This window comes from Pseudomonas sp. NFX224, from assembly GCF_048565165.1.
Taxonomy (GTDB): domain Bacteria; phylum Pseudomonadota; class Gammaproteobacteria; order Pseudomonadales; family Pseudomonadaceae; genus Aquipseudomonas.
Window position 1 is genome coordinate 241,744 of sequence record NZ_CP183416.1, and the last position, 24,459, is coordinate 266,202.

At 58.5% G+C, this 24,459-nt stretch carries 23 protein-coding genes; 12 read left to right on the plus strand and 11 right to left on the minus strand.

Annotation, left to right across the window (positions count from 1 at the left end):
* Positions 1-31: 31 nt before the first annotated feature.
* Genes ACNYC6_RS01065 through ACNYC6_RS01075 form a run of 3 tightly spaced genes read left to right on the plus strand, consistent with a single transcriptional unit; the run spans position 32 to position 2,820 of the window.
* Positions 32-712, plus strand: coding sequence for a C39 family peptidase (locus tag ACNYC6_RS01065; protein ID WP_419710676.1), 681 nt, complete (start codon positions 32-34; stop codon positions 710-712).
* A gap of 33 nt (positions 713-745) precedes the next feature.
* On the plus strand, positions 746-1,492 hold the full coding sequence (locus tag ACNYC6_RS01070; RefSeq protein WP_419710677.1) for a hypothetical protein: 747 nt from the start codon (positions 746-748) through the stop codon (positions 1,490-1,492).
* A gap of 47 nt (positions 1,493-1,539) precedes the next feature.
* A complete protein-coding gene (locus ACNYC6_RS01075; protein WP_419710678.1) occupies positions 1,540-2,820 on the plus strand; it encodes a hypothetical protein in 1,281 nt (426 codons plus the stop codon).
* A 98-nt stretch (positions 2,821-2,918) separates the two neighbouring features.
* Here ACNYC6_RS01075 and ACNYC6_RS01080 read toward each other — a convergent pair whose 3' ends face one another.
* Complete coding sequence (locus ACNYC6_RS01080; RefSeq protein ID WP_419710679.1) at positions 2,919-4,244, minus strand: sigma 54-interacting transcriptional regulator; 1,326 nt, start codon at positions 4,242-4,244, stop codon at positions 2,919-2,921.
* 343 nt (positions 4,245-4,587) lie between these two features.
* Here ACNYC6_RS01080 and ACNYC6_RS01085 point away from each other — a divergent pair, with 343 nt between their 5' ends.
* From ACNYC6_RS01085 to nhaB, 3 genes are all read left to right on the plus strand, one after another.
* Positions 4,588-4,854, plus strand: coding sequence for a hypothetical protein (locus ACNYC6_RS01085; protein ID WP_419710680.1), 267 nt, complete (start codon positions 4,588-4,590; stop codon positions 4,852-4,854).
* A gap of 287 nt (positions 4,855-5,141) precedes the next feature.
* Positions 5,142-6,431: a hypothetical protein gene (locus ACNYC6_RS01090; protein ID WP_419710681.1), complete on the plus strand. Its 1,290-nt coding sequence runs from the start codon at positions 5,142-5,144 to the stop codon at positions 6,429-6,431.
* A gap of 78 nt (positions 6,432-6,509) precedes the next feature.
* Positions 6,510-8,012, plus strand: coding sequence for a sodium/proton antiporter NhaB (gene nhaB, locus ACNYC6_RS01095; RefSeq protein WP_419710682.1), 1,503 nt, complete (start codon positions 6,510-6,512; stop codon positions 8,010-8,012).
* 53 nt (positions 8,013-8,065) lie between these two features.
* Here the strand turns inward: nhaB and ACNYC6_RS01100 are convergent, their stop codons facing one another.
* The 3 genes from ACNYC6_RS01100 to gnd are packed head-to-tail and all read right to left on the minus strand — an operon-like array spanning position 8,066 to position 11,372.
* Positions 8,066-8,875 carry an HAD family hydrolase gene (locus ACNYC6_RS01100; protein ID WP_419710683.1) on the minus strand — a complete coding sequence of 270 codons (810 nt, stop codon included), beginning with the start codon at positions 8,873-8,875 and terminating at the stop codon, positions 8,066-8,068.
* Positions 8,872-10,395 (minus strand): glucose-6-phosphate dehydrogenase, encoded by a 1,524-nt coding sequence (gene zwf, locus ACNYC6_RS01105; protein WP_419710684.1) that lies wholly within the window; start codon positions 10,393-10,395, stop codon positions 8,872-8,874. Before zwf ends, ACNYC6_RS01100 begins: the two co-directional genes overlap by 4 nt.
* Complete coding sequence (gene gnd, locus ACNYC6_RS01110) at positions 10,392-11,372, minus strand: phosphogluconate dehydrogenase (NAD(+)-dependent, decarboxylating) (RefSeq protein ID WP_419710685.1); 981 nt, start codon at positions 11,370-11,372, stop codon at positions 10,392-10,394. The genes zwf and gnd overlap by 4 nt, the downstream gene beginning before the upstream one ends.
* A 272-nt stretch (positions 11,373-11,644) precedes the next feature.
* On the opposite strand from gnd, the gene ACNYC6_RS01115 reads away from it, so the two are divergent.
* From ACNYC6_RS01115 to ACNYC6_RS01130, 4 genes are all read left to right on the plus strand, one after another.
* Complete coding sequence (locus ACNYC6_RS01115) at positions 11,645-11,821, plus strand: DUF6026 family protein (RefSeq protein WP_175645467.1); 177 nt, start codon at positions 11,645-11,647, stop codon at positions 11,819-11,821.
* A 198-nt stretch (positions 11,822-12,019) separates the two neighbouring features.
* Positions 12,020-13,759, plus strand: a complete 1,740-nt coding sequence (locus tag ACNYC6_RS01120; RefSeq protein ID WP_419710686.1) for a phosphoethanolamine transferase CptA — start codon at positions 12,020-12,022, stop codon at positions 13,757-13,759.
* A 162-nt stretch (positions 13,760-13,921) separates the two neighbouring features.
* Complete coding sequence (locus tag ACNYC6_RS01125; protein ID WP_419710687.1) at positions 13,922-16,162, plus strand: TonB-dependent siderophore receptor; 2,241 nt, start codon at positions 13,922-13,924, stop codon at positions 16,160-16,162.
* Positions 16,163-16,276: 114 nt separating this feature from the next.
* Positions 16,277-16,492: a hypothetical protein gene (locus ACNYC6_RS01130; RefSeq protein ID WP_419710688.1), complete on the plus strand. Its 216-nt coding sequence runs from the start codon at positions 16,277-16,279 to the stop codon at positions 16,490-16,492.
* 47 nt (positions 16,493-16,539) lie between these two features.
* Here the strand turns inward: ACNYC6_RS01130 and ACNYC6_RS01135 are convergent, their stop codons facing one another.
* The 5 genes from ACNYC6_RS01135 to ACNYC6_RS01155 form a co-directional block, all read right to left on the minus strand.
* The gene (locus tag ACNYC6_RS01135) at positions 16,540-17,031 is read right to left on the minus strand and encodes a GNAT family N-acetyltransferase (protein WP_419710689.1); all 492 of its coding nucleotides are present in this window, start codon (positions 17,029-17,031) and stop codon (positions 16,540-16,542) included.
* A 99-nt stretch (positions 17,032-17,130) separates the two neighbouring features.
* Positions 17,131-17,712 carry a DinB family protein gene (locus ACNYC6_RS01140; RefSeq protein ID WP_419710690.1) on the minus strand — a complete coding sequence of 194 codons (582 nt, stop codon included), beginning with the start codon at positions 17,710-17,712 and terminating at the stop codon, positions 17,131-17,133.
* Between the two features lie 18 nt (positions 17,713-17,730).
* Positions 17,731-18,849 carry a cell division protein ZapE gene (gene zapE, locus ACNYC6_RS01145; protein WP_419713053.1) on the minus strand — a complete coding sequence of 373 codons (1,119 nt, stop codon included), beginning with the start codon at positions 18,847-18,849 and terminating at the stop codon, positions 17,731-17,733.
* Between the two features lie 30 nt (positions 18,850-18,879).
* The gene (locus ACNYC6_RS01150; RefSeq protein ID WP_419710691.1) at positions 18,880-19,221 is read right to left on the minus strand and encodes a nuclear transport factor 2 family protein; all 342 of its coding nucleotides are present in this window, start codon (positions 19,219-19,221) and stop codon (positions 18,880-18,882) included.
* A gap of 51 nt (positions 19,222-19,272) precedes the next feature.
* A complete protein-coding gene (locus tag ACNYC6_RS01155) occupies positions 19,273-19,989 on the minus strand; it encodes a helix-turn-helix transcriptional regulator (protein ID WP_419710692.1) in 717 nt (238 codons plus the stop codon).
* Positions 19,990-20,190: 201 nt separating this feature from the next.
* On the opposite strand from ACNYC6_RS01155, the gene ACNYC6_RS01160 reads away from it, so the two are divergent.
* Positions 20,191-21,243, plus strand: coding sequence for an aldo/keto reductase (locus ACNYC6_RS01160; protein ID WP_419710693.1), 1,053 nt, complete (start codon positions 20,191-20,193; stop codon positions 21,241-21,243).
* A gap of 114 nt (positions 21,244-21,357) precedes the next feature.
* On the opposite strand, the gene speB is transcribed toward ACNYC6_RS01160, so the two are convergent.
* Complete coding sequence (speB, locus tag ACNYC6_RS01165) at positions 21,358-22,317, minus strand: agmatinase (RefSeq protein WP_419710694.1); 960 nt, start codon at positions 22,315-22,317, stop codon at positions 21,358-21,360.
* A gap of 17 nt (positions 22,318-22,334) precedes the next feature.
* Complete coding sequence (locus ACNYC6_RS01170; protein WP_419710695.1) at positions 22,335-23,423, minus strand: polyamine ABC transporter substrate-binding protein; 1,089 nt, start codon at positions 23,421-23,423, stop codon at positions 22,335-22,337.
* 100 nt (positions 23,424-23,523) lie between these two features.
* On the opposite strand from ACNYC6_RS01170, the gene ACNYC6_RS01175 reads away from it, so the two are divergent.
* Positions 23,524-24,417, plus strand: coding sequence for a LysR family transcriptional regulator (locus ACNYC6_RS01175; protein WP_419710696.1), 894 nt, complete (start codon positions 23,524-23,526; stop codon positions 24,415-24,417).
* Positions 24,418-24,459: the final 42 nt, after the last annotated feature.

Genomic DNA, 24,459 nt, shown 5'->3' on the forward strand with positions numbered 1-24,459 from the left:
TTTTTTCAGAACATCCAGGGGGCGTCACATCATGCGAATTATCGCCTTGGCATTTTTGCTTTGCGTGTCCGGTGTGATCGAGGCTGCACAACTGCCGCTTTCCATCCTGCCGGGTGGCGCAGTGGTGTATAAGCCGATCCAGAGCATACGCGAGCGTAAATTTGCCGACCTGGTGCAACAGAAAACCGACTTCAGTTGCGGCGCAGCAGCGTTGGCGACCGTATTGCGTCAAGCCTATTGGCTGGACGTGAATGAAGAACAGATCATCGAAGGCATGCTGGGGCACTCCGATCAAGATCTTGTCCGCGTTCAGGGCTTCTCCATGCTCGACATGAAGAAGTACGTGGAAAGTATCGGCATGCGGGCCCGTGGCTACCGGGTAGCGACTGAAACGTTGAACGACATCAAAATTCCGGTTGTCGTGCTTTTGGATATCCGTGGCTACAAACACTTTGTGGTCATGCAAAGAGTCCACAACGGCTGGGTCTACATCGGAGACCCGGTACTGGGACATAAACGTTACAAAGTCGAAGACTTTGTCAAAGGCTGGAACGGCATCATCTTTGCCGTCATCGGCCAGGGCTACGACAAAAACAATGCGTTGCTCGATCCACCTTTGCCACTGACCGCCAAGAACCGCATCAACGCCTTCAACCCGGTACAAGACGCAGAGTTGATGGACTTCGGATTCATCCAGAGCGACTTCTTCTAATAACAAGGGAGCATGAAGCTCCGGGAGCATTCAATGAAGACTCCAATCTGGCTGGCCATCGTTTGCCTGACCGCCAGCCTGCCAACCCATGCAGAAATTTTTAAACCCATCGAACTGAAAGACCAGGAACTGGCGAACCTTCGCGGCCGCTTTGTCATGCCGGGACGGATCATCAGCTTCGGCGTTGTCATGTCCAGCACCTGGCAAAATTCCAACGGAGATGTGATCGGGGCACGCTCCTCGATGCAAATCCAGCAATCGACCATCAAGCCGCAGTTCTATGTGTCGATGATCGACGAAAAAGGTACTGGCTCAACACGTTCGCAAAGCGCCGGCAGCGGCACCGTCACTGGCGGCAATGGCCTCAACAGCACCCAGGGCGTCACTCAAGTCGTGCGTGCGGCCGGTGACAACAATACCGCCTACAACGATGTTGATATCAACGTCACAAAGGCTAACCAAGTGCCAGCGACGCAACAGCAGGGCCAGGCACTGACTGCAGGCTCGACGCTGACCGGCGCCAATGGCGCGGGCTCGCTGAGCATTTCCTCGACCGGCAATGGTGTGCAACTCAACATCGTCGCCAACAACAACCAAGGCAGTACCATGCAACGCCTGGCCCAGGGTGGGCTGATGCAGAATACGACTTTGCTCGGCGGCAGCAACCAGGTCCGAAACCTCACGTCTTTCAATGTCGTACTGCGTGACAACGTGACGACAGCAGGGTCGCTGAACGGCAACCTGGATCAGCTCAAAGGTCTTCGAACTCTCGGATTCTGATCTACGCTCAGTCTCATTCAGATGTAGTCAGAAGGGACGGCTAACCCATGCACCGATCGTTAACGTTTAGAGCTTTCGTTTGTTTGAGCAGCCTGGCCCCGGCCTCAATGCTTTACGCAGCACAGGACCCCCAGGTCGAAGCACTAAAACAAGAACTCATGGAGTTGAAACAGCGTTACGAAGCACAACAGAACGCGCTGATGGTACTCGAACAGCGCGTTCGCCAAGTTGAAGCAGCACCTGCGACACCCGCCCCCAAACGCCTGACCAAATCCCCCGCCGAAACGACCAGGGGTGGCCAGACAGTGGCTACCGGTGCACCCGGAACCACGGGCAGTTCCTATGGGGAGTCGCTCAAGGATGACTCGGAACCGGCACAAAGCGTTTCGAACCTGTACGACGAAGCCAGCGGGTTCTTCGGTGGCGGCAAGTTCAGCGTCGAAACCGGCCTGACCTATACCCACTACGACACCCGGGCGCTGACGCTCAACGGTTTCCTGGCTTTGGACTCGATTTTTCTCGGCAACATCAACCTCGACCGCATCAAGGCCGATAACTGGACACTGGACCTGACCGCTCGCTACAACGTGGCACAGCGTTGGCAATTCGACATTAACGTGCCCGTGGTTTATCGCGAATCGACGTATTCCTCCGGAGGCGCCGGTGGCGCAGGCCCGGTAACGTCTGACGCCAGCGTCACCCGCGATCCGACCATTGGCGATGTGAACGTTGGCGTGGCGTACAAGTTTCTGGATGAGTCGGAGAACCTGCCCGACGCGGTCGCTACACTGCGCATCAAAGCGCCGACCGGCAAGGACCCCTATGGCATCAAACTGGTCAATGACCCTGGCAACGATAACCTCTCGGTGCCCGAGGACTTGCCTACCGGCAATGGTGTCTGGGCGATCACCCCAGGTATCTCGCTGGTCAAGACCTTCGACCCGGCCGTGCTGTTCGGCAGCCTGTCCTACACCTACAACATGGAAGACTCTTTCAGCGACATCAGCCCTCAGGTCGGCTCCAAGGTCAAAGGCGACGTGAAACTGGGTGATTCCTGGCAAGTCGGCGCCGGCATTGCATTCGCCTTGAACGAGAAGATGAGTATGTCGTTCTCGTTCACCGATCAGTTTGCCCGCAAGAGCAAGATCAAACCGGACGGAGGGGATTGGCAATCGATTACCAACAGTGACTACAACTCGGCCAACTTCAACATCGGCATGACCCTGGCAGCAACCAATAACCTGACCATCGTACCCAACCTGTCCATCGGCCTGACCGAAGACTCGCCAGACTTTTCCTTCAGCCTGAAATTCCCGTACTACTTCTAATCGGGCACCCACAAAAAACCGCCTTCTCGGCGGTTTTTTGTGGGTGGCAGTAAATTTCTCAGCGCTGTACCTGCAACTTGCAGTTAAAAACCTGCAGTTCAGCGTATCTGATGCTTGTGCAACAAACGGTAGAACGTCGGCCTGGATATCCCCAGCACCTTGGCGGCAATGCTCAAATTGTCGCTGTGGCGGTTGAGAACATCGCACAAGGCCTGGCGCTCTGCCCGGTGCTTGTAGTCTTCCAGCGTGCCCATCGGCGTGGCAACGGACTGGTGGCTAATCAGTCCCAGGTCCCGAGCCTCGATCTGCCGGCCTTCAGCCAACACCAGTCCGCGCCGAACCCGATTGGCCAATTCGCGAACATTGCCCGGCCAGTCATGGTTACCCATGGCAACTAGCGCATCTTCGCTGAAACTGCGCGGACGACGTCCGGTTTCGTGGCTGTAGAAATGGGAAAAATGGTTGGCCAGCAGTGACAGATCGCCATTGCGCTCACGCAGGGGCGCGGTCGCGACCTGTAACACGTTCAGGCGATAATAAAGGTCTTCACGGAAACGTTTCTTCTCGATTGCGGCCTCAAGATCGACGTGAGTCGCCGCCAACACACGTACATCTACTGGTATCGGCTGGCTGCCGCCTACCCGCTCGATGTGTTTTTCCTGAAGAAAACGCAGCAGGTTGGCCTGCAATTCCAAGGGTAGATCGCCAATCTCATCGAGAAAAAGCGTGCCGCTGTTGGCCGCCTCGATCCGCCCGACCTTGCGTTGGTGGGCGCCGGTAAAAGCGCCTTTCTCGTGGCCAAACAGTTCGGACTGAATCAGGTGTTCGGGAATGGCGCCGCAGTTTATCGCGACAAAGGGTTTACTGTGACGCTGAGACTGCCGGTGCAGGGTGCGGGCCACCAATTCTTTACCGGTGCCGCTTTCACCGCGAATCAAAATCGGAGACTCGGTGGGCGCCAATTTGCTCAGCAGTTTGCGCAACTCGCGGATCGGCTTGCTGTCGCCCAATAGTTCATGTTCGGGCTGATCGATATGAACCGTGCCCTGCCCACGCAGGCGGGCCATGCCGAACGCCCGCCCCAGCGTGACCTGCACCCGTGACACGTCGAACGGCAGGGTGTGGAAATCGAAAAACCACTCGCAAACGAAATCCCCGACATTTTGCAACCGCAGGACATCTTGGGTTAGAACGGCAATCCACTCGGTGCCGCTGCGGCTGATCAGCTCTTTGACGGCATCCGGTCGCTCCAGATGAAAAGGTTGCAAGCGTAACAAGCCCACATCGCAGGTTCGGTCGGCAGCGTGTTCCAGTGAACAGCTGTCAACATCCCAACCCACAGAGCGTAATCCCGGTAATAAACGATGGCAGTCGTCGCAGGGATCAACCACTAGCAGACGTCGTAAGGCAAGCGCTTCGCTCATGACGATTCCTTGGCGCCAAATTCTCGGAAATATTATTAAAAACAGTCATTTGGCGGACTTGGCTGTAACATTAGCAAGAATTTGACGTGGCCTTGTACCGTTTGACTATAGGGTTGTTACGCAAATCGTTATAAGAATATCTTTTGTTAGTTACCTAACGAGTTCAATCTTTCATTCAGCTTTCAAAAAATGGCCTTGCATCGGGTATCCGAAAGAAAGTTGAAATTTCTTTTGTTTGTGTGTGACCCGAACCCCGGTTGCGGGCATCAGTACAAGTAACCTGCCGAACGGTAAGCCCAACCGTCGGCACATCACTTGAATGGGCATATTGAGAGAACATCCTATGAACGCCCCGCTCCGTATCAACGAAGCTCTTTTGATTGCCGACCGCGCATTCCAGCCTTTTCAGTGCGTGGCCTGGGCGCCACAGGACGGCAACGGCGAACTCAGCCTGACCGTGATCGATCGCACCAACAACAGTATAGGCCGCAAGCAGATTCCAAGCAGCGCCTACACCGACCCTGAGCAGCTTGAGCGCTTGCTGAAACAGGCTCGTGAAGAGTTGAGCCAGGAAGGTTACACACTGCAATCGTGGTCGATGCCGCACTGATCGTTTTGCGGATTACTCCGGAGTAATCCGCGCCCTTCCACCCGCTGTCGTTAGTTGCCTGGTTTTAACGAGCACCAACACTTGCAATACTCAAATATTTTAACTAGCGCACACTTAATTCTTTGCACGCTTGCCATTGGTTCGAAAAGACACTGTTGTGGCACACAGCGACTCTCCGCCTGTTAGTTAGGTCAGTTGCGCATTCGCGCATTCAGGGATTGAATGTTCTTCTTATAAAGTCGCCATCCCAACTCCTGGACAAAGACGACTCGCAAGGAGATGCGTGCATGTCAACCCAGTCCGTTTTGGCCTTCCCGACAACCTTCAGTAACACCGGGATCCTGGATACCGCTTTCGCCAACGGTGGCAAAACCCAGGTGTACTTCGCCGGCAGCGTTTCAAGCATGGCCAACAGCATCACCATCGATCCACAAGGTCGCCTGTTGGTGGCGGCCAAGGTCGGAATGCCGGACGGCAGCCGCTTCGGGCTGGCCCGGTTGCTGGAGGACGGTTCGGCGGACTTGGCATTCGGCAAACAAGGCAGCGTTATCGGGCAATTCGAGCCTGGCTTCGAAGCCATGGCCGGCAAGGTCAAGGTGCTGCCCGACGGCCACATTCTGATCGTTGGCCTGCACTACGAAAATGCCCACCGCACACTCCCCGCTCTAGCATTGTTTGACCCGCAAGGCTGCCCGGTCCAAGGGTTTGGCGACAACGGTCGCTGCGTCGTGCGCTTGCCCGGCAATCTGTCCCACGGGGTTCGTGATGCCTGGCTGCCACCCGGTGTACCTGGAGCCGAAGCCTGTGATGTGAGCATTCAAGAGGACGGTCGAATCCTGTTGATCGCCAATCATCACTTCGAACTGGCGGACCATACCGGCCTGCTTTTGCGGCTGGATAGCGACGGCTCGCTGGACATGACTTTCAATGGCCTCGGCTTCGTCATCGTTCGGCATTTACTGATGAACACTTGGCTCAGCACACTGATGCTGCAACAGGACGGTCGGATTCTGGTGGGTGGCTCGATCAACTTCCCCGAAGAAGGTTTGCTGGCTCGCTATCAGGCTGATGGCAGCCTTGACGAGCGTTTTGCCGTGGATGGCTTCATGAGCTTCACGGCCCTGGAGCAAAGTGCGCAGGTCAGCCAGATCGTCCAGCAAGACAACGGCGACATACAGTGTCTGGGCAGTAGCCGTGATCCAATGCGCTGTCTGTCACTGAGGGTGCACAGCAATGGCCGGCCAGACACTCACTGTAACGACGGTCTGTCACAGTTGCTGGAAATCGGCCGCAGCGGCTGCCATTGGACCGCCGCCCAGATACAACCGGATGGCAGTGTGGTCACGGCCGGAGCAACCATTGGTGGTGTCGAGGCCGACTTTATTCTTGGCCGCTACCTGGCTGATGGACAACTCGACTGTGAATTTGGCAACGGCACCGGATGGATTCGTACACGCCTGGGACGCAGCCTCGACACGGCAACTTCAGTGGCTGTTCAGACAGATGGAAACATCGTTGTTGGAGGCTACTCATTAGATGGCAACTATCGGGCCGTCGTCGCGCGCTATATGGGTTAGCAAGATTGATTGTTCATACGCTTGATCTTCTGTTCCGGTTACGGCAACTTGCGCGCTTCTAAAGATAAGGAGTAGCCGATGTCCGGTTCCATGGCCAAGGCGTTCGCGCATAACTTTCTCGGCAACTCACCCCGTTGGTATAAGGCCTGTATCGTCGGTTTCCTCATTCTCAATGCCCTGGTTCTCTGGACTGTCGGTCCAGTGGCAGCGGGTTGGCTGTTGGTGCTGGAGTTCATTTTTACCCTGGCCATGGCGCTCAAATGTTATCCGCTGATGCCGGGTGGTTTGTTGATGGTCGAAGCGCTGTTGCTGAAAATGACCACGCCTCAGGCGCTCTATGACGAGTTGGTGCACAACTTCCCGGTGATCCTGCTGCTGATGTTCATGGTGGCGGGCATCTACTTCATGAAAGACCTGCTGTTGTTTCTGTTCTCGCGCCTGCTGCTTGGCGTTCGCTCCAAGGCGCTTCTGGCGTTGATGTTCTGCTTTTTGTCGGCGTTCCTGTCGGCGTTTCTCGATGCATTGACTGTCACCGCCGTGATCATCAGTGCCGCCGTAGGTTTCTATTCGGTGTATCACCGGGTGGCCTCCGGCACCGATCCGCGCCAGGACAGCGAGTACGGCGATGACCAGAACTTGCCCACGCTTCATCATGGTGACCTGGATCAGTTCCGTGCTTTCCTGCGCAGCCTGCTGATGCATGGCGCGGTCGGCACGGCGCTGGGTGGTGTTTGTACGCTGGTGGGCGAACCGCAGAACCTGCTGATCGGCCATGAGATGGGCTGGCACTTCTCTGAGTTTTTCCTGCAGGTCGCTCCGGTGTCCCTGCCAGTGCTGGTGGCAGGCCTGGTGACCTGCGTCATTCTGGAGAAGGTGCGCTGGTTCGGTTACGGCACGCTACTGCCGGACAACGTACGCGCCGTGCTGGCCAACTACGCTGACGAAGACAACGCCGTGCGTACCTCACGCCAGCGTTCAGCACTTATCGTGCAGGGTGTGGCCGCTCTGATCCTGATTGCCGGCCTGGCGTTTCATGTCGCGGAAGTGGGGCTGATCGGCCTGATGGTGATTGTGTTGATCACTGCGTTCACCGGCATTACTGACGAGCACCGCCTCGGCACCGCATTCAAGGATGCCATGCCGTTCACTGCATTGCTGGTGGTGTTTTTCGCCGTGGTGGCGGTGATTCACGATCAACACCTGTTCACGCCACTGATCCAGTGGGTCCTGGCCCTGCCGGCCGATCAGCAGCCGGGCATGCTGTTCATCGCCAACGGATTGCTCTCGGCCATTAGCGACAACGTGTTCGTGGCGACCATTTACATCACTGAAGTCAAACGCGCGTTCCTTGCCGGTGAAATGACCCGCGAGCATTTTGAGACATTGGCCATTGCGATCAACACCGGCACCAACCTGCCAAGCGTGGCCACTCCGAATGGCCAGGCTGCGTTCCTGTTTCTGCTGACGTCGGCGATTGCGCCGCTGATTCGCTTGTCCTACGGGCGGATGGTGTGGATGGCATTGCCGTACACCGTGGTGATGGGCGCCCTGGGCTGGTATGGGGTGAGTTTCTGGCTGTAAACACGGACCCGATGTAGGAGCGAGCAGGCTCGCTCCTACATTGTTATGTGTGTTTATTGAGGGAGGATGTAGCGCTCGATTGCCTGAGCAGCGCCATCTTCAGCATTGCTGCCCGTCACCACATCCGCCTGACACTTCACCGCGTCTTCCGCCTGCCCCATCGCAATCGACAATCCCGCCACGCGAAACATCGCCGGGTCGTTGCCGCCATCGCCCATGGCTGCGGTTTGCTGCAACGGTACGTTGAGGAACGCCGCCAGCGTCGCCAACGCCTCGCCCTTGTTGGCTTTCATTGCAGTCACGTCCAGATACACCGGTTGTGAACGCGAAACCTGGGCCTGATCGTCGACTTTCGGCAACAGCTGCGCCTCCAGTTCAATCAGCAGTTCAGTGTTGTTGCTGGCAGCGACGATCTTGTCGATGCGCGCCAGATACGGCTCGAAGCTCCCGACCACCACGGGCGGATAGCCGAGTCCATGCTGTTCACGTGGCACCATGGGCCCGTTCGGGTCCTTCACCAGCCAATCGCCGCCACTGAACACCCAGACTTCGATGTCCGGTTGATCGGCGAACAGCGCCAACGTGATCAGTGCCGCCGTGGCTGGCAAGTAATGCGCGACCAGCAAACTGCCATCGGGATGGACGAGAGTGCCGCCATTGAAAGCAGCCGTTGGCAGATCGACGCCCAAGGCTTCCATCGTCTGCAGCATGGCCTTGGGCGGTCGCCCCGTGGCCAGGCTAAACAGCACACCGGCCTCGCGCAATGAACGGACCGCATCGATGGTGCGCTGGCTGAGGCTGTGATCGGGCAGCAACAACGTGCCGTCCATGTCACTCAGTAGAAACCGGACAGTTTCACTCATCCGAGACCGTGCCAGACGCGACCATCGCGAGTCAGCAACGCTTCAGCGGCCTTCGGCCCGTTTTCGCCGGCGGCGTAATGCTGCACCGTGGCATCCTGCTGCCAGGCATCGAGAAACGGCTGCACCGCACGCCAGCCGTTTTCAATGTTGTCGGCACGCTGGAACAGTGTCTGATCACCGGTCAGGCAATCGTAGATCAGGGTTTCGTAGCCGGTGGACGGCTGCATCTCGAAGAAATCCTTGTAGGCGAAACCCAATTCGATGTTATCCATCTTCAGGCTCTGGCCCGGCCGTTTGGCCAGCAGATCGAACCACATGCCTTCGTTGGGCTGGATCTGGATGCGCAGGTAAGTCGGCTGCAGCTCGTCGACCTCGGTATCGCGGAACTGCGCATACGGTGCGGGTTTGAAGCAGATGACAATCTCGGTGTCGCGCACGCTCATGCGCTTGCCGGTGCGCAGGTAGAACGGCACGCCGACCCAGCGCCAGTTGTCGATCATCACCTTGAGCGCGACATAGGTCTCGGTGTTGCTGTCAGGCGCGACCTTTTCTTCCTGGCGATAACCCGGCAGAGGCTTGCCGTCGACCTCGCCCGCAGCGTATTGGCCGCGGACTGAATTGGCCCGTGCCTCCTCGACTGACCAGGGACGAATCGCACCGACAACCTTGGCCTTCTCACCACGCACCGCATCGGCGCCAAAAGCGGCCGGTGGCTCCATAGCAACCATCGCCAGCAACTGGAACAGGTGATTGGGCACCATGTCCCGCAGGGCGCCGGTGTGTTCGTAGAAACTGCCGCGGGTTTCCACGCCGACGGTTTCGGCGGCGGTGATCTGCACATGGTCAATGTAGTGGTTGTTCCAGAACGCTTCGAACAAGCTGTTGGAGAACCGGCTGACCAGGATGTTCTGCACCGTTTCCTTGCCCAGGTAATGATCGATGCGATAGATCTGCTTCTCGGTCATGACCTTGAGCAGGCAAGCGTTCAAGGCTTCTGCGGTTGGCAGATCGGAGCCGAAAGGCTTTTCGATCACCACCCTTCTGAACGCCTCGGGCGTTTCTTCCAGCAAACCGGAAGCACCGAGGCGCCGAACGACTTCACTGAAGAAACGCGGTGCGGTGGCCAGGTAGAACACCGCATTGCCTGTGCCGCTGCCGGCGATTTTCGCCGCCAGCGCTTGATAAGTGCTGTCGTCCAGGAAGTCGCCCTGGACGTAGCTGATGTTTTTTGCGAGCTGAGCCCACAAGTCCGGATCGAGAGACTGATCATCCTTGCCGACCTTGGTGGCCACCTCGTTGCGAATGAAGTCTTCGAGTTTTTTCGCGAAGCCTTCATCGCTGATGGCGTTGTGGTCAACGCCGATGATCCGCAGTCCATCCCCGAGTAAACCGTCGCGCTTGAGGTTGTACAGCGCCGGCATCAGCAGGCGCTTGACCAGATCACCGTGGGCGCCGAACAGAAACAGCGTGGTAGGTGGTGCGGGTTCAGTCTTGGATTTTCTGCGGATCGCATGGGTCATTTTTTCGGTGTCTCCACATGGCCGCCGAAGCCGAAGCGCTGGGCCGAAAGAATCTTGTCGCCAAAGGTGCCTTGACCACGGGAACGATAGCGGGAGAACAGCGAGTTCGACAGCACCGGTACCGGCACGGCTTGCTCCATGGCGGCTTCGATGGTCCATTGACCTTCACCGCTATCGGCTACGGAGCCGGAGAAACCGTCGAGTTTCGGGTCGCCGGCCAGCGCGTCGGCGGTCAGGTCGAGCAACCACGAGGACACGACACTGCCACGGCGCCAGACTTCAGCGATGTCGGCAACGTTCAGGTCAAAACGCTGATCTTGCGGCAGGCTCTCGCTGTTTTTGGTTTTGAGGATATCGAAGCCCTCGGCGAAGGCCTGCATCATTCCGTACTCGATGCCGTTGTGGATCATCTTCACAAAATGCCCGGCGCCCGCTGGGCCGGCATGAATGTAGCCTTGCTCCGCGCGCTCGTCGTCAGACTTGCGGTCCTTGGTACGCGGAATGTCGCCCATGCCCGGCGCCAGGCTTTTGAACAGCGGATCAAGGCGCTTAACGTTTTCGGCATCACCGCCGATCATCATGCAATAGCCGCGCTCCAAGCCCCAGACGCCACCGGAAGTACCGACGTCGACGTAGTGCAGGCCCTTCTCCGAAAGGGTTTTTGCCCGGCGGATATCGTCCTTATAGAACGTGTTGCCGCCGTCGATGATGGTATCGCCGGCGTCGAGCAAGGTGCTCAGGGTGTCGATGGTGTCTTCGGTCGGTGCGCCTGCCGGCAACATGACCCACACCGCACGCGGCTTGGCCAGGCCAGCGACCAGGGCCGACAAATCGGCTACGCCGGTGGCACCCTCTTGGGTCAAGGTTTCGACGAAGGCGGTATTGCGGTCGTACACAACGGTGGTATGCCCGTTGAGCATCAGGCGTCGCGCAATATTTCCGCCCATGCGGCCCAGTCCAATAATCCCGAGTTGCATGTGCTGATGCTCCCTACTACAAATAAATGTGTGTCAAAGGTTATAGCCCAACGCGACTAATGAGGGTTAGTCCAGAGCGCTGGCGTGAAGTTTCCGGGCATTGTGCCCGATCCAGATGGATAACGTCGGGAATCGTACCGAAGACACAACGACCATGAAAAATAAAAAAGTTCCCTTCACGGGCAAAAGAAATCAAAATTGGCGCCGATAGTAGATCTACCGCTGATTTCAGGCGGTTCTACAGTTGAGACACGCCATTTGCGAGGTGAGCAATGGGCACAGTACACACCGCACTGCCAGCACAAACCCTTTACGTCACAATCCGTCGTGACGAATTGCGCCAGTTGAAAGACGAGCGCGACCAGTTGAAACAGGAACTGGCGCAGTTACGCCTGCTGATCCAGGGTCAACAGCCCTTACCCGTGACCCAACGCGCCCCTCACGCCTGACACCCTCTCCTGAACCGGAAACAGCCCCGAGCTGTTTCCGCTTGCCATCGTCCTTCGCCGGTTCCGGCAACTCACGAACTTTTCACATCCCCTTATTGATACTCCGGTTCATTGTGGCCGCTCGGTATGCGCGCGCCTCCCGTTCGTCGGCGACTTTTGTGGCCTGGCGGTGGAAGTTATCTTTGGCTGGAGCAATGAATGGCTTGGTTTAAACGCAGCGAAATGTCTGCGAAAGGTTTCGATTGGGCGGGGTTTCTCTGGCTGTTCCTGTTCTTCTGGTATTTCTCCGGCATTACCCAACTGCTGATTCAACTGACAGGCACCTCCGGTTTTACCGGGTTCCGCCAGGCGTTTGTGATGAGCGCGATCTGGCTGGCGCCGATGCTGTTGTTCCCCAAGCGCACGCGTTTGCTGGCCGCCGTGATCGGTGTGGTGCTCTGGGCCTGCTCCATGGCCAGCCTCGGCTACTTCTTCATCTACCAACAGGAATTTTCGCAAAGCGTCATCTTCATCATGTTCGAGTCGAACGTGTCTGAAGCCGGCGAGTACATGACTCAGTACTTCGCCTGGTGGATGGTGGTCGCGTTCATCGCGCATACCGCATTCGCCTGGTTCCTCTGGACCCGCCTGCGCCCGGTGTACCTACCGCGCGGTCGCGCGCTGGTGGCGGCGACTGCGATCCTGGTTGCCGTGATCGGTTATCCGCTGATCAAGCAAACCCTGCGCACCGGCAGCTTTGCCAGTGGCTTCGAGAAGTTCGAAACCCGCATCGAGCCGGCAGTGCCATGGCAGATGGCCGTGGCCTATCACCGCTACCTGGATACCCTGGCCGGCATGCAGGAAATGCTGAACAGTGCCAGCAACATCCCGCCGTTGCACAATCTCAAGGATTCGATGGCCAACCAGCCGTCGACCCTGGTGCTGGTAATCGGCGAGTCCACCAACCGTCAGCGCATGAGCCTGTACGGCTACCCGCGCGAAACCACGCCGGAACTGGACAAGCTCAAGGATCAACTGGCGGTCTTCGACAACGTCATCACGCCGCGCCCCTACACCATCGAGGCGCTGCAGCAGGTGCTGACCTTCGCCGACGAAGACAATCCCGAGCTGTACCTGTCGACGCCATCGCTGGTCAGCATGATGAAACAGGCCGGTTACAAGACCTTCTGGATCACCAACCAGCAGACCATGACCAAGCGCAACACCATGCTCACGACCTTCTCCCAGCAGGCCGACGAGCAGGTGTACCTCAACAACAACCGCAACCAGAACGCCGCCCAGTACGATGGCGATGTGATCGAGCCGTTCAACAAAGCCCTGGCCGACGCTGCGCCGCGCAAGCTGATCGTGGTGCATTTGCTCGGCACGCACATGAGCTATCAGTACCGCTACCCTTCGACCTTCGACAAGTTCAAGGACCGCAATGGCGTTCCGGCCGGCGTGCGTGACGATCAACTGCCGACGTACAACAGCTACGACAACGCGGTGCTGTACAACGACTTCGTGGTGTCGAGCCTGATCAAGGACTATGCCAAGACTGATCCGAACGGCTTCCTGATGTACCTCTCCGACCACGGTGAGGATGTGTTCGACTCCGCAGGTCACAACACCCTTGGCCGCAACGAAAGCAAACCGACCGCGCCGATGTACACCATTCCGTTCATGGCCTGGGCTTCACCGAAGTGGCGCGAAACCCACGACTGGAGCTTTGCCGCTGACGTGAGCAGGCCGTACAGCAGCTCGCAGCTGATCCACACCTGGGCGGATCTGGCAGGCCTGAACTTCGATGAACTCGATCACAGCAAGAGCCTGGTCAGCGACAGCTTCAAACCACGGCCATTGATGATCGGCAACCCGTACGAACGGCAGCAGCGGCCGTTGATTGATTTCAGCTTGATCAAGCCGAAACCGGCGGTAGCAGAAGTCGTACAGAAGTAATTACAACCACTGTAGGCGCGAGCAGGCTCGCGCCTACAGTGGTTTTTGTGCGGCCGAAAACCCCAAAGATAATAATTATTCTCGTTTAACCCTAAATCTCTCCACCCTCCTTCGTCTTTGAACAAACGGAATTTTCCCCTAGACGACAAGGAGTCGGCTGCGATGTTCGCGCCTATCACCCGTTCCATGACTTTTACCCTTGGCCTGTGCGGTGCCGCACTGAGCCCGGATTTGCTGGCTGAAACCGAGAAAGAGACAACGCCATTGGCGCCCACGCTCCTGCTCGGTGCCACCAACGTCACCGCCCAGAACCTGGGCAGCACCACCGAAGACACCGACTCATACACCACCGGCTCCATGAGCACGGCGACCCGCCTGAACCTGTCGATCAAGGAAACGCCGCAATCGGTGTCGGTGGTCACTCGCCAGCAAATGGACGATTTCAAGCTGAGTACATTGTCCGAAGCCATGAGCCAGACCACCGGCGTGGTGGTCCAGCACAATGACTCGGACCGGGTCAGCTATTCCTCCCGTGGCTACTCGATCAATAATTTCCAGATTGACGGGATGTTGAATACCTTCAGCTACATGAAGTCCGATTCCGACACCATCATCTACGACCGCATCGAAGTGGTTCGCGGCGCAACCGGTTTGACCACCGGTGCTGGCGATCCATCGGCCACCATCAATATGGTGCGTAAACGCCCGACTTCGCAATGGGAAGCCAAGACCGGGGTCAGCGGTGGCAGCTATGACGATTACTACAGCTACCTCGACGTCGGCGGTCCGCTGGCCTTTGAGGGACGCCTGCGCGGACGCGGCGTGGTGGCCTATCGCGACAGCGATTCGTACCGGGACAAATACCAGCAGCAGCGGGAAGTCGGTTACGGGGTCCTGGAAGCAGACCTCACCGACGACACGGTGTTGGCGGTGGGTTACGACTATCAGAACAAGCACGTCCAGGGCACATCCTGGGGCACCGTGCCGTACTGGAATTCCGATGGCGGCACGGCCAACCTCGGGCGCTCGACCAACATGGCCACGTCCTGGAGCTCCTGGCCGCTCAAGGACAAAACCGCGTTCGCCAACCTCGATCACCAACTCGGTGGTGGATGGCAATTGAAGGCGGCATACACCCATCGCGAAAGCGATACCGACGGCAAGATCTATTACGGCGGTGGCGGCTTCCCGAACGCGGATCGCAGCGGCATGTTCGCCAACGTCAGCCATATGATCGGCACGCAGAAAATGAAGGCCTATGACTTCAACGTTTCCGGCCCGTATTCGCTGCTGGGTCGCGAACACAAATTGATGGTCGGGTATGGCGAGGCCGAGCGCCGTGAAGAATCGCCCTACACGGTGGACGGCCCGCGAGCAGCGGATTACGAAAATGTCCCCGACTGGAAATACATGGGCAACATCGGCAAATTCCCCGACACCGTCACCCGCCTGACCGGAGCCAGGGACTACACCCGGCAAAAGGCGGGTTACCTGGCCACGCGCCTGAACCTGACCGATGAACTGCACGCGGTACTCGGCACCCGTTATGGCAGCTGGAAAGCCTCCAGCACCACCAACCGCTATGACGACAACCTTCAACTGAGCGGCGTCGATCACAGCAGCCAGCAACACAACGATATGTGGACACCCTACGCCGGCCTGCTATACGACCTCACTGCGCAGTACACCGTTTACGTCAGCTACACCGACATTTTCAAACCGCAGGCCGAACGCGACAGCAGCCGTAAATACCTGGAGCCGGTGGTTGGCAGCAACTATGAACTGGGTCTCAAGGGCAGCTTGCTGGAAGAGCGACTGAACCTGGCCACCGCATTGTTCTGGAGCAAGCAGGACAACGTCGCAGAACTGGACGACTCGGTGCCGCCAGACCCGGTCACCGGTGAGGAGTTCTATAAGTCGGGTGGCAAAGGCAACAAGGTGCAGGGCTTCGAAGCCGAGCTGTCCGGTGAAGTCATGAACGGCTGGAACATGACCGCCGGTTACACCTACACGCACTCAGCCAACGGCGAAGAACAGCGCAACAACACCCACCAACCGCTGAACATGTTGCGCTTCTCGACCGCGTATCACCTGCCCGGCGAGTGGCAGGCGTTGACCGTGGGTGCCGCGGTGAACTGGCAGAGCGACGTTTACCGCGCGGCCAATCGCCCGGTCGGGCGACGCGCCGATGGCAGTCTGATTACCGAACGCACGGACATCGAGCAGGAGGCGTATACCGTGGTCAATCTGATGTCGCGCTATCAATTCGACGAACACCTGTCGGCCTCGCTGAACGTCAACAACCTGTTCGACAAGAAGTACTACGACAACGTCGGTTTCTACAACGGTGTGTATTGGGGTGACCCGCGCACGGTGACCCTGAGCCTGGACTGGAAGCTGTAGACGATGTTAATTCCCATTTAACGGAATCGGCGGATAATGAGGCTCGATTTTGATTCATAGATTCATAGATTCATGGACGAAAGGCATCCGACACCTGTAAGTGGGAGGCACACCATGAAAAGATCTACGTTGATCCTCGCCGTCCTCATGACGTTGGGCTCCGCCAGCGCCTTTGCCGAAGGCGGCGCCGAACGCATGCGCTACTACTACGAAACGCTGCATTACAACCAGCAAGTGGCGCTGGGCAATATCACGCCAGAACAGGCGAAAGAACTGCGCGTTCCGGACGACCAAACCGCGCAAGTGACCGAGTCTTACAGACCGAAATGATTGACTGCTTGTCTGCAGGAGCGAGCAACCTCGCCCCTGCAGACAGCTTAAAGTGGCTTGATCCAGAACATCATGCGCCCGTGTGCCGGGTCGAACTCGCCAGGCGTAAAACCGAACTTGCCGTATGACGCCTGCGCCACCGCATTACCTTCCAGCACTTCCAGGGTAATTTTGCAGCAACCGCGTTGGCGGGCGATTTCCTCGACTTTTTGTAACATTCGCTGGCTCAGGCCCAATCCTCGAAACTTTGGCACCACGGCCACATCGTGCACGTTGACCAATGGCCGGCAGGCAAAGGTCGAGAACCCCTCAAAACAATTGATCAGCCCCGCCGGCTCGCCGTTGACAAAGGCCAGCACGCTGAACGCATGCGCACGCTTGGCCAGCTCGCCCGGCAACTGCTCCAGAACGTCGGCAGGCAAGGCGTGGCCGCCGCCCATCGGGTCTTGGGCGTAACTGTTCAGCACCAGCCCGATCGCCTCGGCATGCACCGGATTGGTGAAGCTGGCTTGCAGTACAAGTATTTCTGCGGAATCCATTTCCATCCTCGAAAACATTAAATGACCCCAGCGCGCAGTTCGCACTGGAAGGCCGCACGACGATAGCGCGAGCGTTTTGTGGCGACAATCGGATTAATCCTAATGTCCCCAGATCAACGCTTCGGTCCACCCCAGCTCGGCAAAATCCTCGGCTCGCCGGTGCGACTCACCGGCACAGAAGAACTCGTCCAGTTGCGGCGGCTTGACTGACGTGCCGCTGAGCATCGCGTGAACCTGACCTCGATGATGAATCTGGTGCTCCAACAGATGCGAGAGCATGCGCAAGCGACTGTCGTGCTGCGGCGTGTCCCGGGCGATGGTCACGACTTTGCCCAGGTCGGCATCGCGCAGTTGCTCGCAGTAGGCGATCAATCGACGGTCGACCTGCGCTTGCTCGCGCTTGAGGTCCGGGGCTGATGTGAACGGCTCGTCGTCCTTGAAGAACACGAAGCAATCGGGATGCGGCTCATCACCGCGCAATTCGCGCTCAAGGGCGTCCACGTAGAACCAGTCACAGGTCAGGATGTGGTTGAGGGTCGCGCGGATACTGGGAAAGAAACTGACCCGAGGGGCGGCCAGATCGTCCGGACTCAATTGACTCCAGGCCTTGGCCAGTCGGTGATTGGCCCAGGCGTTCTGGTAAGCCATGGTCAGCAAGTGGTGCGAAAGAGGTTGATTCATGGTCAGTCCTCCTGGATATCAAACCTCGGCGAAACGTTGCAGCTGCATTTCCTGTAGACGACTGAGGGTGCGGCGGAACGGGAATTCCAGATAGCCTTCGGTATACAGCGCATCCATCGGCACCTGCGCCTCGAGATACAGCGGCACTTTGCGGTCGTAGCACTCGTCCACCAGGGCGATGAAACGCCGCACACCGTCGTCATGCACCGACAACTGCGGCAATTCACGGTCACCGGCCTCGACCCGCACAGCGGCGTCTTCAGTGCCCCGAGCGATGCGTCCGGCCCGCTTTTGCGCGCTGAGGTTGGGCACTTCACTCAACAGGATAGCGCTGAAGGTATCGCACAGGGCCATGAAATCCATCGCGGCAAATGGCTGTTCGCAGAGATCGGCGTACCGGCACCAAAGCACGGTTTGACTGGCCTGCACCACCGGCAGTGAACGGTAACCGACCTTGATTGGCTCGCTGGAAACCGCTTGGCCAACGGTCAAAAGCTTGAACACCTCTGCCAACGCACTGGGTTGCCCCGGCGCTGCCACCCAGTATCGTTGCAAACCTTGCCCCGGATGCAGGCGATGATCTTCGCCGCCATCCACCGCGATCACCTGCATGTGCTGTTTGATCGCCGCGATGGCAGGCATGAAACGGTCGCGGTTGAAGCCTTCCGCGTACAGCTGATCAGGGGGCAGATTGGACGTGCAGACAACGACGACGCCCTGCTCGAACATCACCTGAAACAAGCGCCCGAGAATGATCGCGTCACCGATGTCATTGACGAACAACTCGTCGAAACACAGCACCCGCACCTCTTCACTGAGTTCGCGCGCCAGCGCCTTCAACGGGTCGGCAGTGCCGGTCAGCTGAAACGAGCGTTGATGCACCCACCCCATGAAATGGTGGAAGTGCTGACGCCGCGCCGGCACCCGCAGGTTCTGGTAAAACTGGTCCATCAACCAGGTTTTGCCGCGCCCGACCGGGCCCCAAAGGTACACGCCACTGATCGGCGTGCGCCCTTCGTGCAGCGCCTCATGACACTTTTGCAAGGCCCAGACGGCATGTTCCTGGGCTTCGTCCTGGACGAATCCCTTTTGTTCAATGGCGTGCTGCCAGGCACTGAGGGGAGAGTCGACATTCATGCGCGGCAGTATGCCACCAGACATCAACGACTACAGTGAAATGTCCAGCCGGGCGATCTTGCCCTGTTCATTCAGGCGAAACATATAGCGCAGTCGCAGTGGGCTGCCGGGAAACGAACCGGAAATCAGGCCATTGACCAGCACTTTGCCCGTGCGCTGTTGCACGCCGAGCACTTCGACCCGTGGCTGGTAACGTTCGGCAGTGTCCTGCATCCATTGGGCGATGGACTGGGTGCCGATGCGGTGCTGGCCCTCATCGAACACATTGGCATCTTCGGCGAAAAAGCTGCCGACCCGCGCGGTGTCGCGCGCGTTGGCAGCGGCAATGTAAGCGGCGATGGCAGGCGCCAGTGCAGAGGCGGGATTGGACATGTTACGACTCCTTGTTTGTTGATTCTGGAGCCATGCTAAAACAGCGCTGTGTCAGTTCTTGTCAGGAGTGAAACGCCCGGCATCATCCAGTTGCATCTGCTTGCGCCAGGTGCGCAGCAGGTCACTGCGGCGCCCCGGATAACGCTCGCCCTGCTCGCTCGCTTGGGAAATCCGGTCGGTGCGAAAGGTGCGATACGCGCTGCGCAATTCGCACCAGGCGACGATGATTCGCACTTCATTGAGAAACCCCAACGCCAATGGCCAGATCAACCGTTGACTGGGCACTTGCTGCGCATCGGCGTAATCGATGTGCAATTTGGCCTGATTGCGAATGGCTTGACGAAACACATTCAAAGGCACCGCATTCGGCGCAAAGCCATAACCGGGCGGTCCCGGCATGACGGTTGGGTTGTGCAGCGCATCCAGCGCTTCCGGCGCCAGCACCGCGGCAATCTTGGCCAGGGCATCGGCGGCGGCTTTGCTCAGCACCTCATCCCCGCGCTGATCCACGTAACGCAAGCCCAACACGATGGCTTCGGTTTCATCGGCATTGAGCATCAGCGGCGGCAGGAACAGACCGCTACGCAACACGTAGCCAATCCCCGCCTCGCCATAGATCGGCGCGCCCAGTGCGGTCAGTTCGGCGATGTCGCGGTACAGCGTGCGCTCGGAAATCTCCAGTTCGCCGGCCAGCGTCGCCGCCGTCACCGGACGGCTTTTACCGCGAAGCACTTGCAACAACGTCAGTAAACGGGTGGTTCGCGACACGATCGGCAACTCAGTGCGGGAAATTCGTCGGAGCTTAGCAGAGCGCCCTGTCAGAAACTGGCAGTAGTCGATGCTCCCGCTGGTCGCGGTTTTGGCGTTCCAGAAAAATGCGCCTTGACGACTTAAATGACTGGCATCATATTTTATAGATGTTTTCAGTCATCTAAATAAACATCTACGTTTCCTTCTGGAGTCTTCCCCATGCATTACAAGGTTTTTGGCCGCAAAACCGGCTTGCGTGTATCCGAACTGGCACTGGGCGCCGGCAACTTCGGCACCGGTTGGGGCCATGGTGCGGAACGCGACGAAGCCAAAGCCATTTTCGACGGCTACCTGGAGGCTGGGGGCAATTTCATCGACACCGCCAACGGCTATCAGGCTGGCCAGTCCGAAGCCATGCTCAGCGAATTCATTGCCGCCGAGCGCGATCGTCTGGTCATCGCCACAAAATACACATTGGGCACGACTCCGGCCGCTGGCATTTCCCACACCGGCAACAACCGCAAGAACATGGTTCGCGCCGTCGAAGAGAGCCTGAAGCGGCTGAAGACCGATCACCTCGATCTGTTCTGGGCGCATATGAGCGATGGCGTGACGCCGATGGAAGAAATCCTGCGCGGTTTCGACGATCTGGTTCGCGCCGGCAAGATCCATTACGCCGGGCTGTCGAACTTCCCGGCCTGGCGCATCGCCCGGGCTGACCTGCTGGCGGAGGTGCGTGGATTTGCGCCGATCGCGGCGATTCAGGTCGAATACAGCCTCGCCGAACGCACCGCCGAACGCGAACAACTGCCGATGGCCGAAGCATTAGGGCTGGCCGCGACCCTGTGGTCGCCGCTGGGGGGTGGTTTCCTCACCGGCAAATACCGCAACAGCGAGGGCGACAACCGCGCGACCAAACTGGGCATGCTGGTTCACGCCGAAAAAAGCGCCCGCGAAACCGCCCTGCTCGACACCCTGCTGGCCGTTGCTGCGGAACAGTCGACCAGTCCGACCCACGTAGCCATCGCCTGGCTGCGAGAAAAAGCCAAGCGTTCGACCACTGCGCTGATTCCAATTCTCGGCTCACGCACCCGCGAACAACTGGATGCGACCTTGGGCGCGTTGAATGTTCAGTTGAGTGCCGAACAGTTGGTGCGTCTGGAGGATGTCAGTGGTGTGGCCAAAGGTGTGCCGCATGAGAGCATTGCCGGTTCGGTCGCGCGGTTCAGTGGTGCTGAAACCCTGGACTTGCCAATCGTCCCGGTGGCCTGACACAAACCAAAACTGTAGGAGCGAGCCTGCTCGCGATCGCGGTGTATCAGTCGCCATCGACGTGACTGACACTCCGTCATCGCGAGCAGGCTCGCTCCTACATTGTTTTGTGTGTTAACGATAGACCTTATGTTTTGCCGCATACAGACAAAGCATCTCCATCGCCAGCGTCGCCGCCGCCAGTGACGTGATGTCCGCACTGTCATACGCAGGCGCCACTTCCACTACATCCATCCCCACCAGATTGATCCCGCGCAAGCCGCCGAGGATTTCCAGTGCCTGCACCGTGCTCAAACCGCCACACACCGGGGTTCCGGTGCCCGGCGCGAAGGCAGGGTCGAGGCAGTCGATATCGAACGTCAGGTACACTGGGTGATCCCCCACCCGCGCCCGAATCGCCTCGACAATCGCATCCACCCCGCGTCGATGCACCTGCCGCGCATCCAGCACCGCAAAGCCTTGATGATCATCGTTGGTGGTACGCAAACCGATCTGCACCGAGCGCGACGGATCGACCAGCCCTTCCTTGGCCGCGTGCCAGAACATGGTGCCGTGGTCGATGCGCTTGCCCTCTTCGTCCGGCCAGGTGTCGCTGTGGGCGTCGAAGTGGATCAGCGACAGCGGACCATGTTTGCGGGCGTGAGCCTTGAGCAACGGATACGTGATGAAGTGATCGCCGCCGAAGGTCAGCATCGCGCTGCCGGCACCCAGGATGTGCTCGGCGTGGGCCTCTATGGATTCCGGAGTCGAGTGCGGTGAACCGTAATCGAAGTCGCAATCGCCGAAGTCGACCACCGCCAGATGATCGAACGGGTCGAACGTCCACGGCCAGTGACGTTCCCAGGCAATCCCGGTGGACGCCGCGCGAATCCCCCGTGGCCCAAAGCGTGCGCCGGGGCGGTTGCTGGTGGCGGTGTCGAACGGCACGCCGCTGACCGCTACGTCGACGCCTCGCAAATCACGGCTGTAACGACGACGCATGAAACTGGTGATGCCGGCATAGGTACTTTCGGCAGCGGTTCCGTAAAGGCTGTCACGGGTGATGGCTTGGTCGTTCTGCGCTGGGACGTCCATTGAAGGTTCCTTATTAGTTATTGGCGGCTACGGAAAGTGGTCCACACGCGGGTGCGCTGGCGCATGTCCTTGAGGCTCATGCTGCGGTCGGCATAGAGTCGGTCACGCACGTCGGCGGGCGGGTAGATGTCCGGGTCAGTGCGCACCGCTTCATCCACCAGTGGTGTCGCGGCCTGGTTGGCAGTGGCGAAGAACAGCGTGTTGGTCAGCGCGGCGACGGATTCGGGGCGCAACATGAATTCGATGAACTGGCGCGCGGCTTCGGGGTGCGGCGCGTCTTTGGGGATCGCCAGGTTGTCCTGCCAGACGAGCGTGCCTTCCTTGGGAATCCGGTAGGCAATTTCGTAGGGTTTGTTGGCCTTGCGCGCCTGATCGGCGGCCATGCTCGCATCACCGTTGTAAGCCAAGGCCAGGCAGACACTGCCGTTGGCCAGGTCGTTGATCTGCCGGCCGCTGGCGACGTACAGCACTGACGGCTGCAATTGATGCAATAACGCTTGCGCGGCTCCGAGATCATCCTTGCTGGTGCTGTAGGGATCCTTGCCCAGATAGTGCAGCGCCAGGCCAATGACCTCTTGCGGCGAGTCGATGATCGCAATGCCGCAGTCCTTGAGCTTGCTGGCGTATTCCGGCTTGAACAGCAGGTCCAGGCTATTGAGCGGCACGTTCGGCAGGCGTTTTTGCACCGCTTCGACATTCATCCCCAGCCCCAGCGTGCCCCAGGTGTAGGGCACGCCATATTGATTGCCGGGGTCGACGGCCGCGAGTTTTTCCAGCAGATCCGGGTCAAGGTTGACGTAGCCCTTGAGACCTTCATGGGGAATGGCTTTCAACGCACCCGCCGCTAGGCCACGGGCCAGAACGCTGGACGATGGCACCACCACGTCATAGCCGCTGCCACCGGTCAGCAGCTTGGTTTCCAGCACTTCCGGCGCGTCGAAGGTGTCATAGCGCACGTGAATGCCGGTTTCCTGCTCGAACCGCTGCAAGGTTTCCGGGGCGACGTAATCGGCCCAACTGTAGAGATTGACGACCTTGTCCTCAGCCTGTGCAGCGGCCATGGCAAGGAACAACGCGGGTAGACACAACTTGAATACGGGAGCCATGACGATCACCTGACCGGAAGAGTGGTTGCAGGATGCATCGTCGGATACATTGGTGAAATATCACCTTTATTAACCTGACATTACTCAGGAGTAATGTTTGATGCTCGGTCAACTCCACGATGTGGACCTGCAACTGTTGCGCCTGTTTGTCAGTGTGGTGGAGTGCGGCGGCTTCAGTGCGGCGCAAGGTGAACTGGGCCTGAGCCAGTCGAGCATCAGCCAGCAGATGGCCAAACTGGAAACCCGCCTCGGCTATCGGCTGTGCAGCCGTGGTAAAGGAGGTTTCAACGTCACGCCCAAGGGTGAGCAACTGCTCAACGCCACTCGCAACCTGTTCGAGTCCATCGAAGCATTCCGTCATCAATCCAACGGCGTGGCCGGGCGCCTGATCGGCGAGGTGCGTTTGGGTTTGTCCGAAGCGCTGGACCAATCGGTGCTGCAGCGAGTGGCCGAGGCGATCGGGCGCTTTCGTGAGCGCGACGAATCGGTGCGCATCGAGTTGATGAGTGCGATGCCCGGCGAGATGGAGCGTTTGCTGCTGCAACAGCGGCTGGACCTGGCGATCGGTTACTTCTCGCAGATCCAGAACGCCTTTGACTACCGCGAACTGTTCACTGAAACCCAGCACCTGTACTGCGCCGCCGGCCATCCGTTGTTCACCAATGAGGCACCGGATGACCAAGCGTTGCAAGCCTGCGACCGGGTCGATCACCCTTACCGCTTTCTGCGCAGCGACGAGCCTTTCCAGGGCAAGCTGTGCTCGGCGCGGGCCGAACAGGTCGAAGGCACTCTCGCCTTCATTCTGTCCGGCAAACACATCGGCTACCTGCCCAGCCACTTTGCCCGTAGCTGGGAAGACAAAGGTTTGTTACGGGTGGTGCGCCGCCAGGGCATGAGTTTCGAGGTGGCGTTTCATTTGGCCAGGCATCGGGCGTTGGTGCCGGGTGATGCGCAGAAGGCGTTTGCAGAGGATTTGCTCGCAGCCTTTACCTGAAAATCTAGAGATCTGTTCTTTTGCCGTGGCCGGATCGTTCTG

Bases quoted from the DNA above. Each gene is read 5' to 3' on its own strand.
- ACNYC6_RS01065 (WP_419710676.1), top strand. From the start codon at position 32: ATGCGAATTATCGCCTTGGCATTTTTGCTTTGCGTGTCCGGTGTGATC.
- ACNYC6_RS01070 (WP_419710677.1), top strand. From the start codon at position 746: ATGAAGACTCCAATCTGGCTGGCCATCGTTTGCCTGACCGCCAGCCTG.
- ACNYC6_RS01075 (WP_419710678.1), top strand. From the start codon at position 1,540: ATGCACCGATCGTTAACGTTTAGAGCTTTCGTTTGTTTGAGCAGCCTG.
- ACNYC6_RS01080 (WP_419710679.1), bottom strand. From the start codon at position 4,244: ATGAGCGAAGCGCTTGCCTTACGACGTCTGCTAGTGGTTGATCCCTGC.
- ACNYC6_RS01085 (WP_419710680.1), top strand. From the start codon at position 4,588: ATGAACGCCCCGCTCCGTATCAACGAAGCTCTTTTGATTGCCGACCGC.
- ACNYC6_RS01090 (WP_419710681.1), top strand. From the start codon at position 5,142: ATGTCAACCCAGTCCGTTTTGGCCTTCCCGACAACCTTCAGTAACACC.
- nhaB (WP_419710682.1), top strand. From the start codon at position 6,510: ATGTCCGGTTCCATGGCCAAGGCGTTCGCGCATAACTTTCTCGGCAAC.
- ACNYC6_RS01100 (WP_419710683.1), bottom strand. From the start codon at position 8,875: ATGAGTGAAACTGTCCGGTTTCTACTGAGTGACATGGACGGCACGTTG.
- zwf (WP_419710684.1), bottom strand. From the start codon at position 10,395: ATGACCCATGCGATCCGCAGAAAATCCAAGACTGAACCCGCACCACCT.
- gnd (WP_419710685.1), bottom strand. From the start codon at position 11,372: ATGCAACTCGGGATTATTGGACTGGGCCGCATGGGCGGAAATATTGCG.
- ACNYC6_RS01115 (WP_175645467.1), top strand. From the start codon at position 11,645: ATGGGCACAGTACACACCGCACTGCCAGCACAAACCCTTTACGTCACA.
- ACNYC6_RS01120 (WP_419710686.1), top strand. From the start codon at position 12,020: ATGGCTTGGTTTAAACGCAGCGAAATGTCTGCGAAAGGTTTCGATTGG.
- ACNYC6_RS01125 (WP_419710687.1), top strand. From the start codon at position 13,922: ATGTTCGCGCCTATCACCCGTTCCATGACTTTTACCCTTGGCCTGTGC.
- ACNYC6_RS01130 (WP_419710688.1), top strand. From the start codon at position 16,277: ATGAAAAGATCTACGTTGATCCTCGCCGTCCTCATGACGTTGGGCTCC.
- ACNYC6_RS01135 (WP_419710689.1), bottom strand. From the start codon at position 17,031: ATGGATTCCGCAGAAATACTTGTACTGCAAGCCAGCTTCACCAATCCG.
- ACNYC6_RS01140 (WP_419710690.1), bottom strand. From the start codon at position 17,712: ATGAATCAACCTCTTTCGCACCACTTGCTGACCATGGCTTACCAGAAC.
- zapE (WP_419713053.1), bottom strand. From the start codon at position 18,849: ATGAATGTCGACTCTCCCCTCAGTGCCTGGCAGCACGCCATTGAACAA.
- ACNYC6_RS01150 (WP_419710691.1), bottom strand. From the start codon at position 19,221: ATGTCCAATCCCGCCTCTGCACTGGCGCCTGCCATCGCCGCTTACATT.
- ACNYC6_RS01160 (WP_419710693.1), top strand. From the start codon at position 20,191: ATGCATTACAAGGTTTTTGGCCGCAAAACCGGCTTGCGTGTATCCGAA.
- speB (WP_419710694.1), bottom strand. From the start codon at position 22,317: ATGGACGTCCCAGCGCAGAACGACCAAGCCATCACCCGTGACAGCCTT.
- ACNYC6_RS01170 (WP_419710695.1), bottom strand. From the start codon at position 23,423: ATGGCTCCCGTATTCAAGTTGTGTCTACCCGCGTTGTTCCTTGCCATG.
- ACNYC6_RS01175 (WP_419710696.1), top strand. From the start codon at position 23,524: ATGCTCGGTCAACTCCACGATGTGGACCTGCAACTGTTGCGCCTGTTT.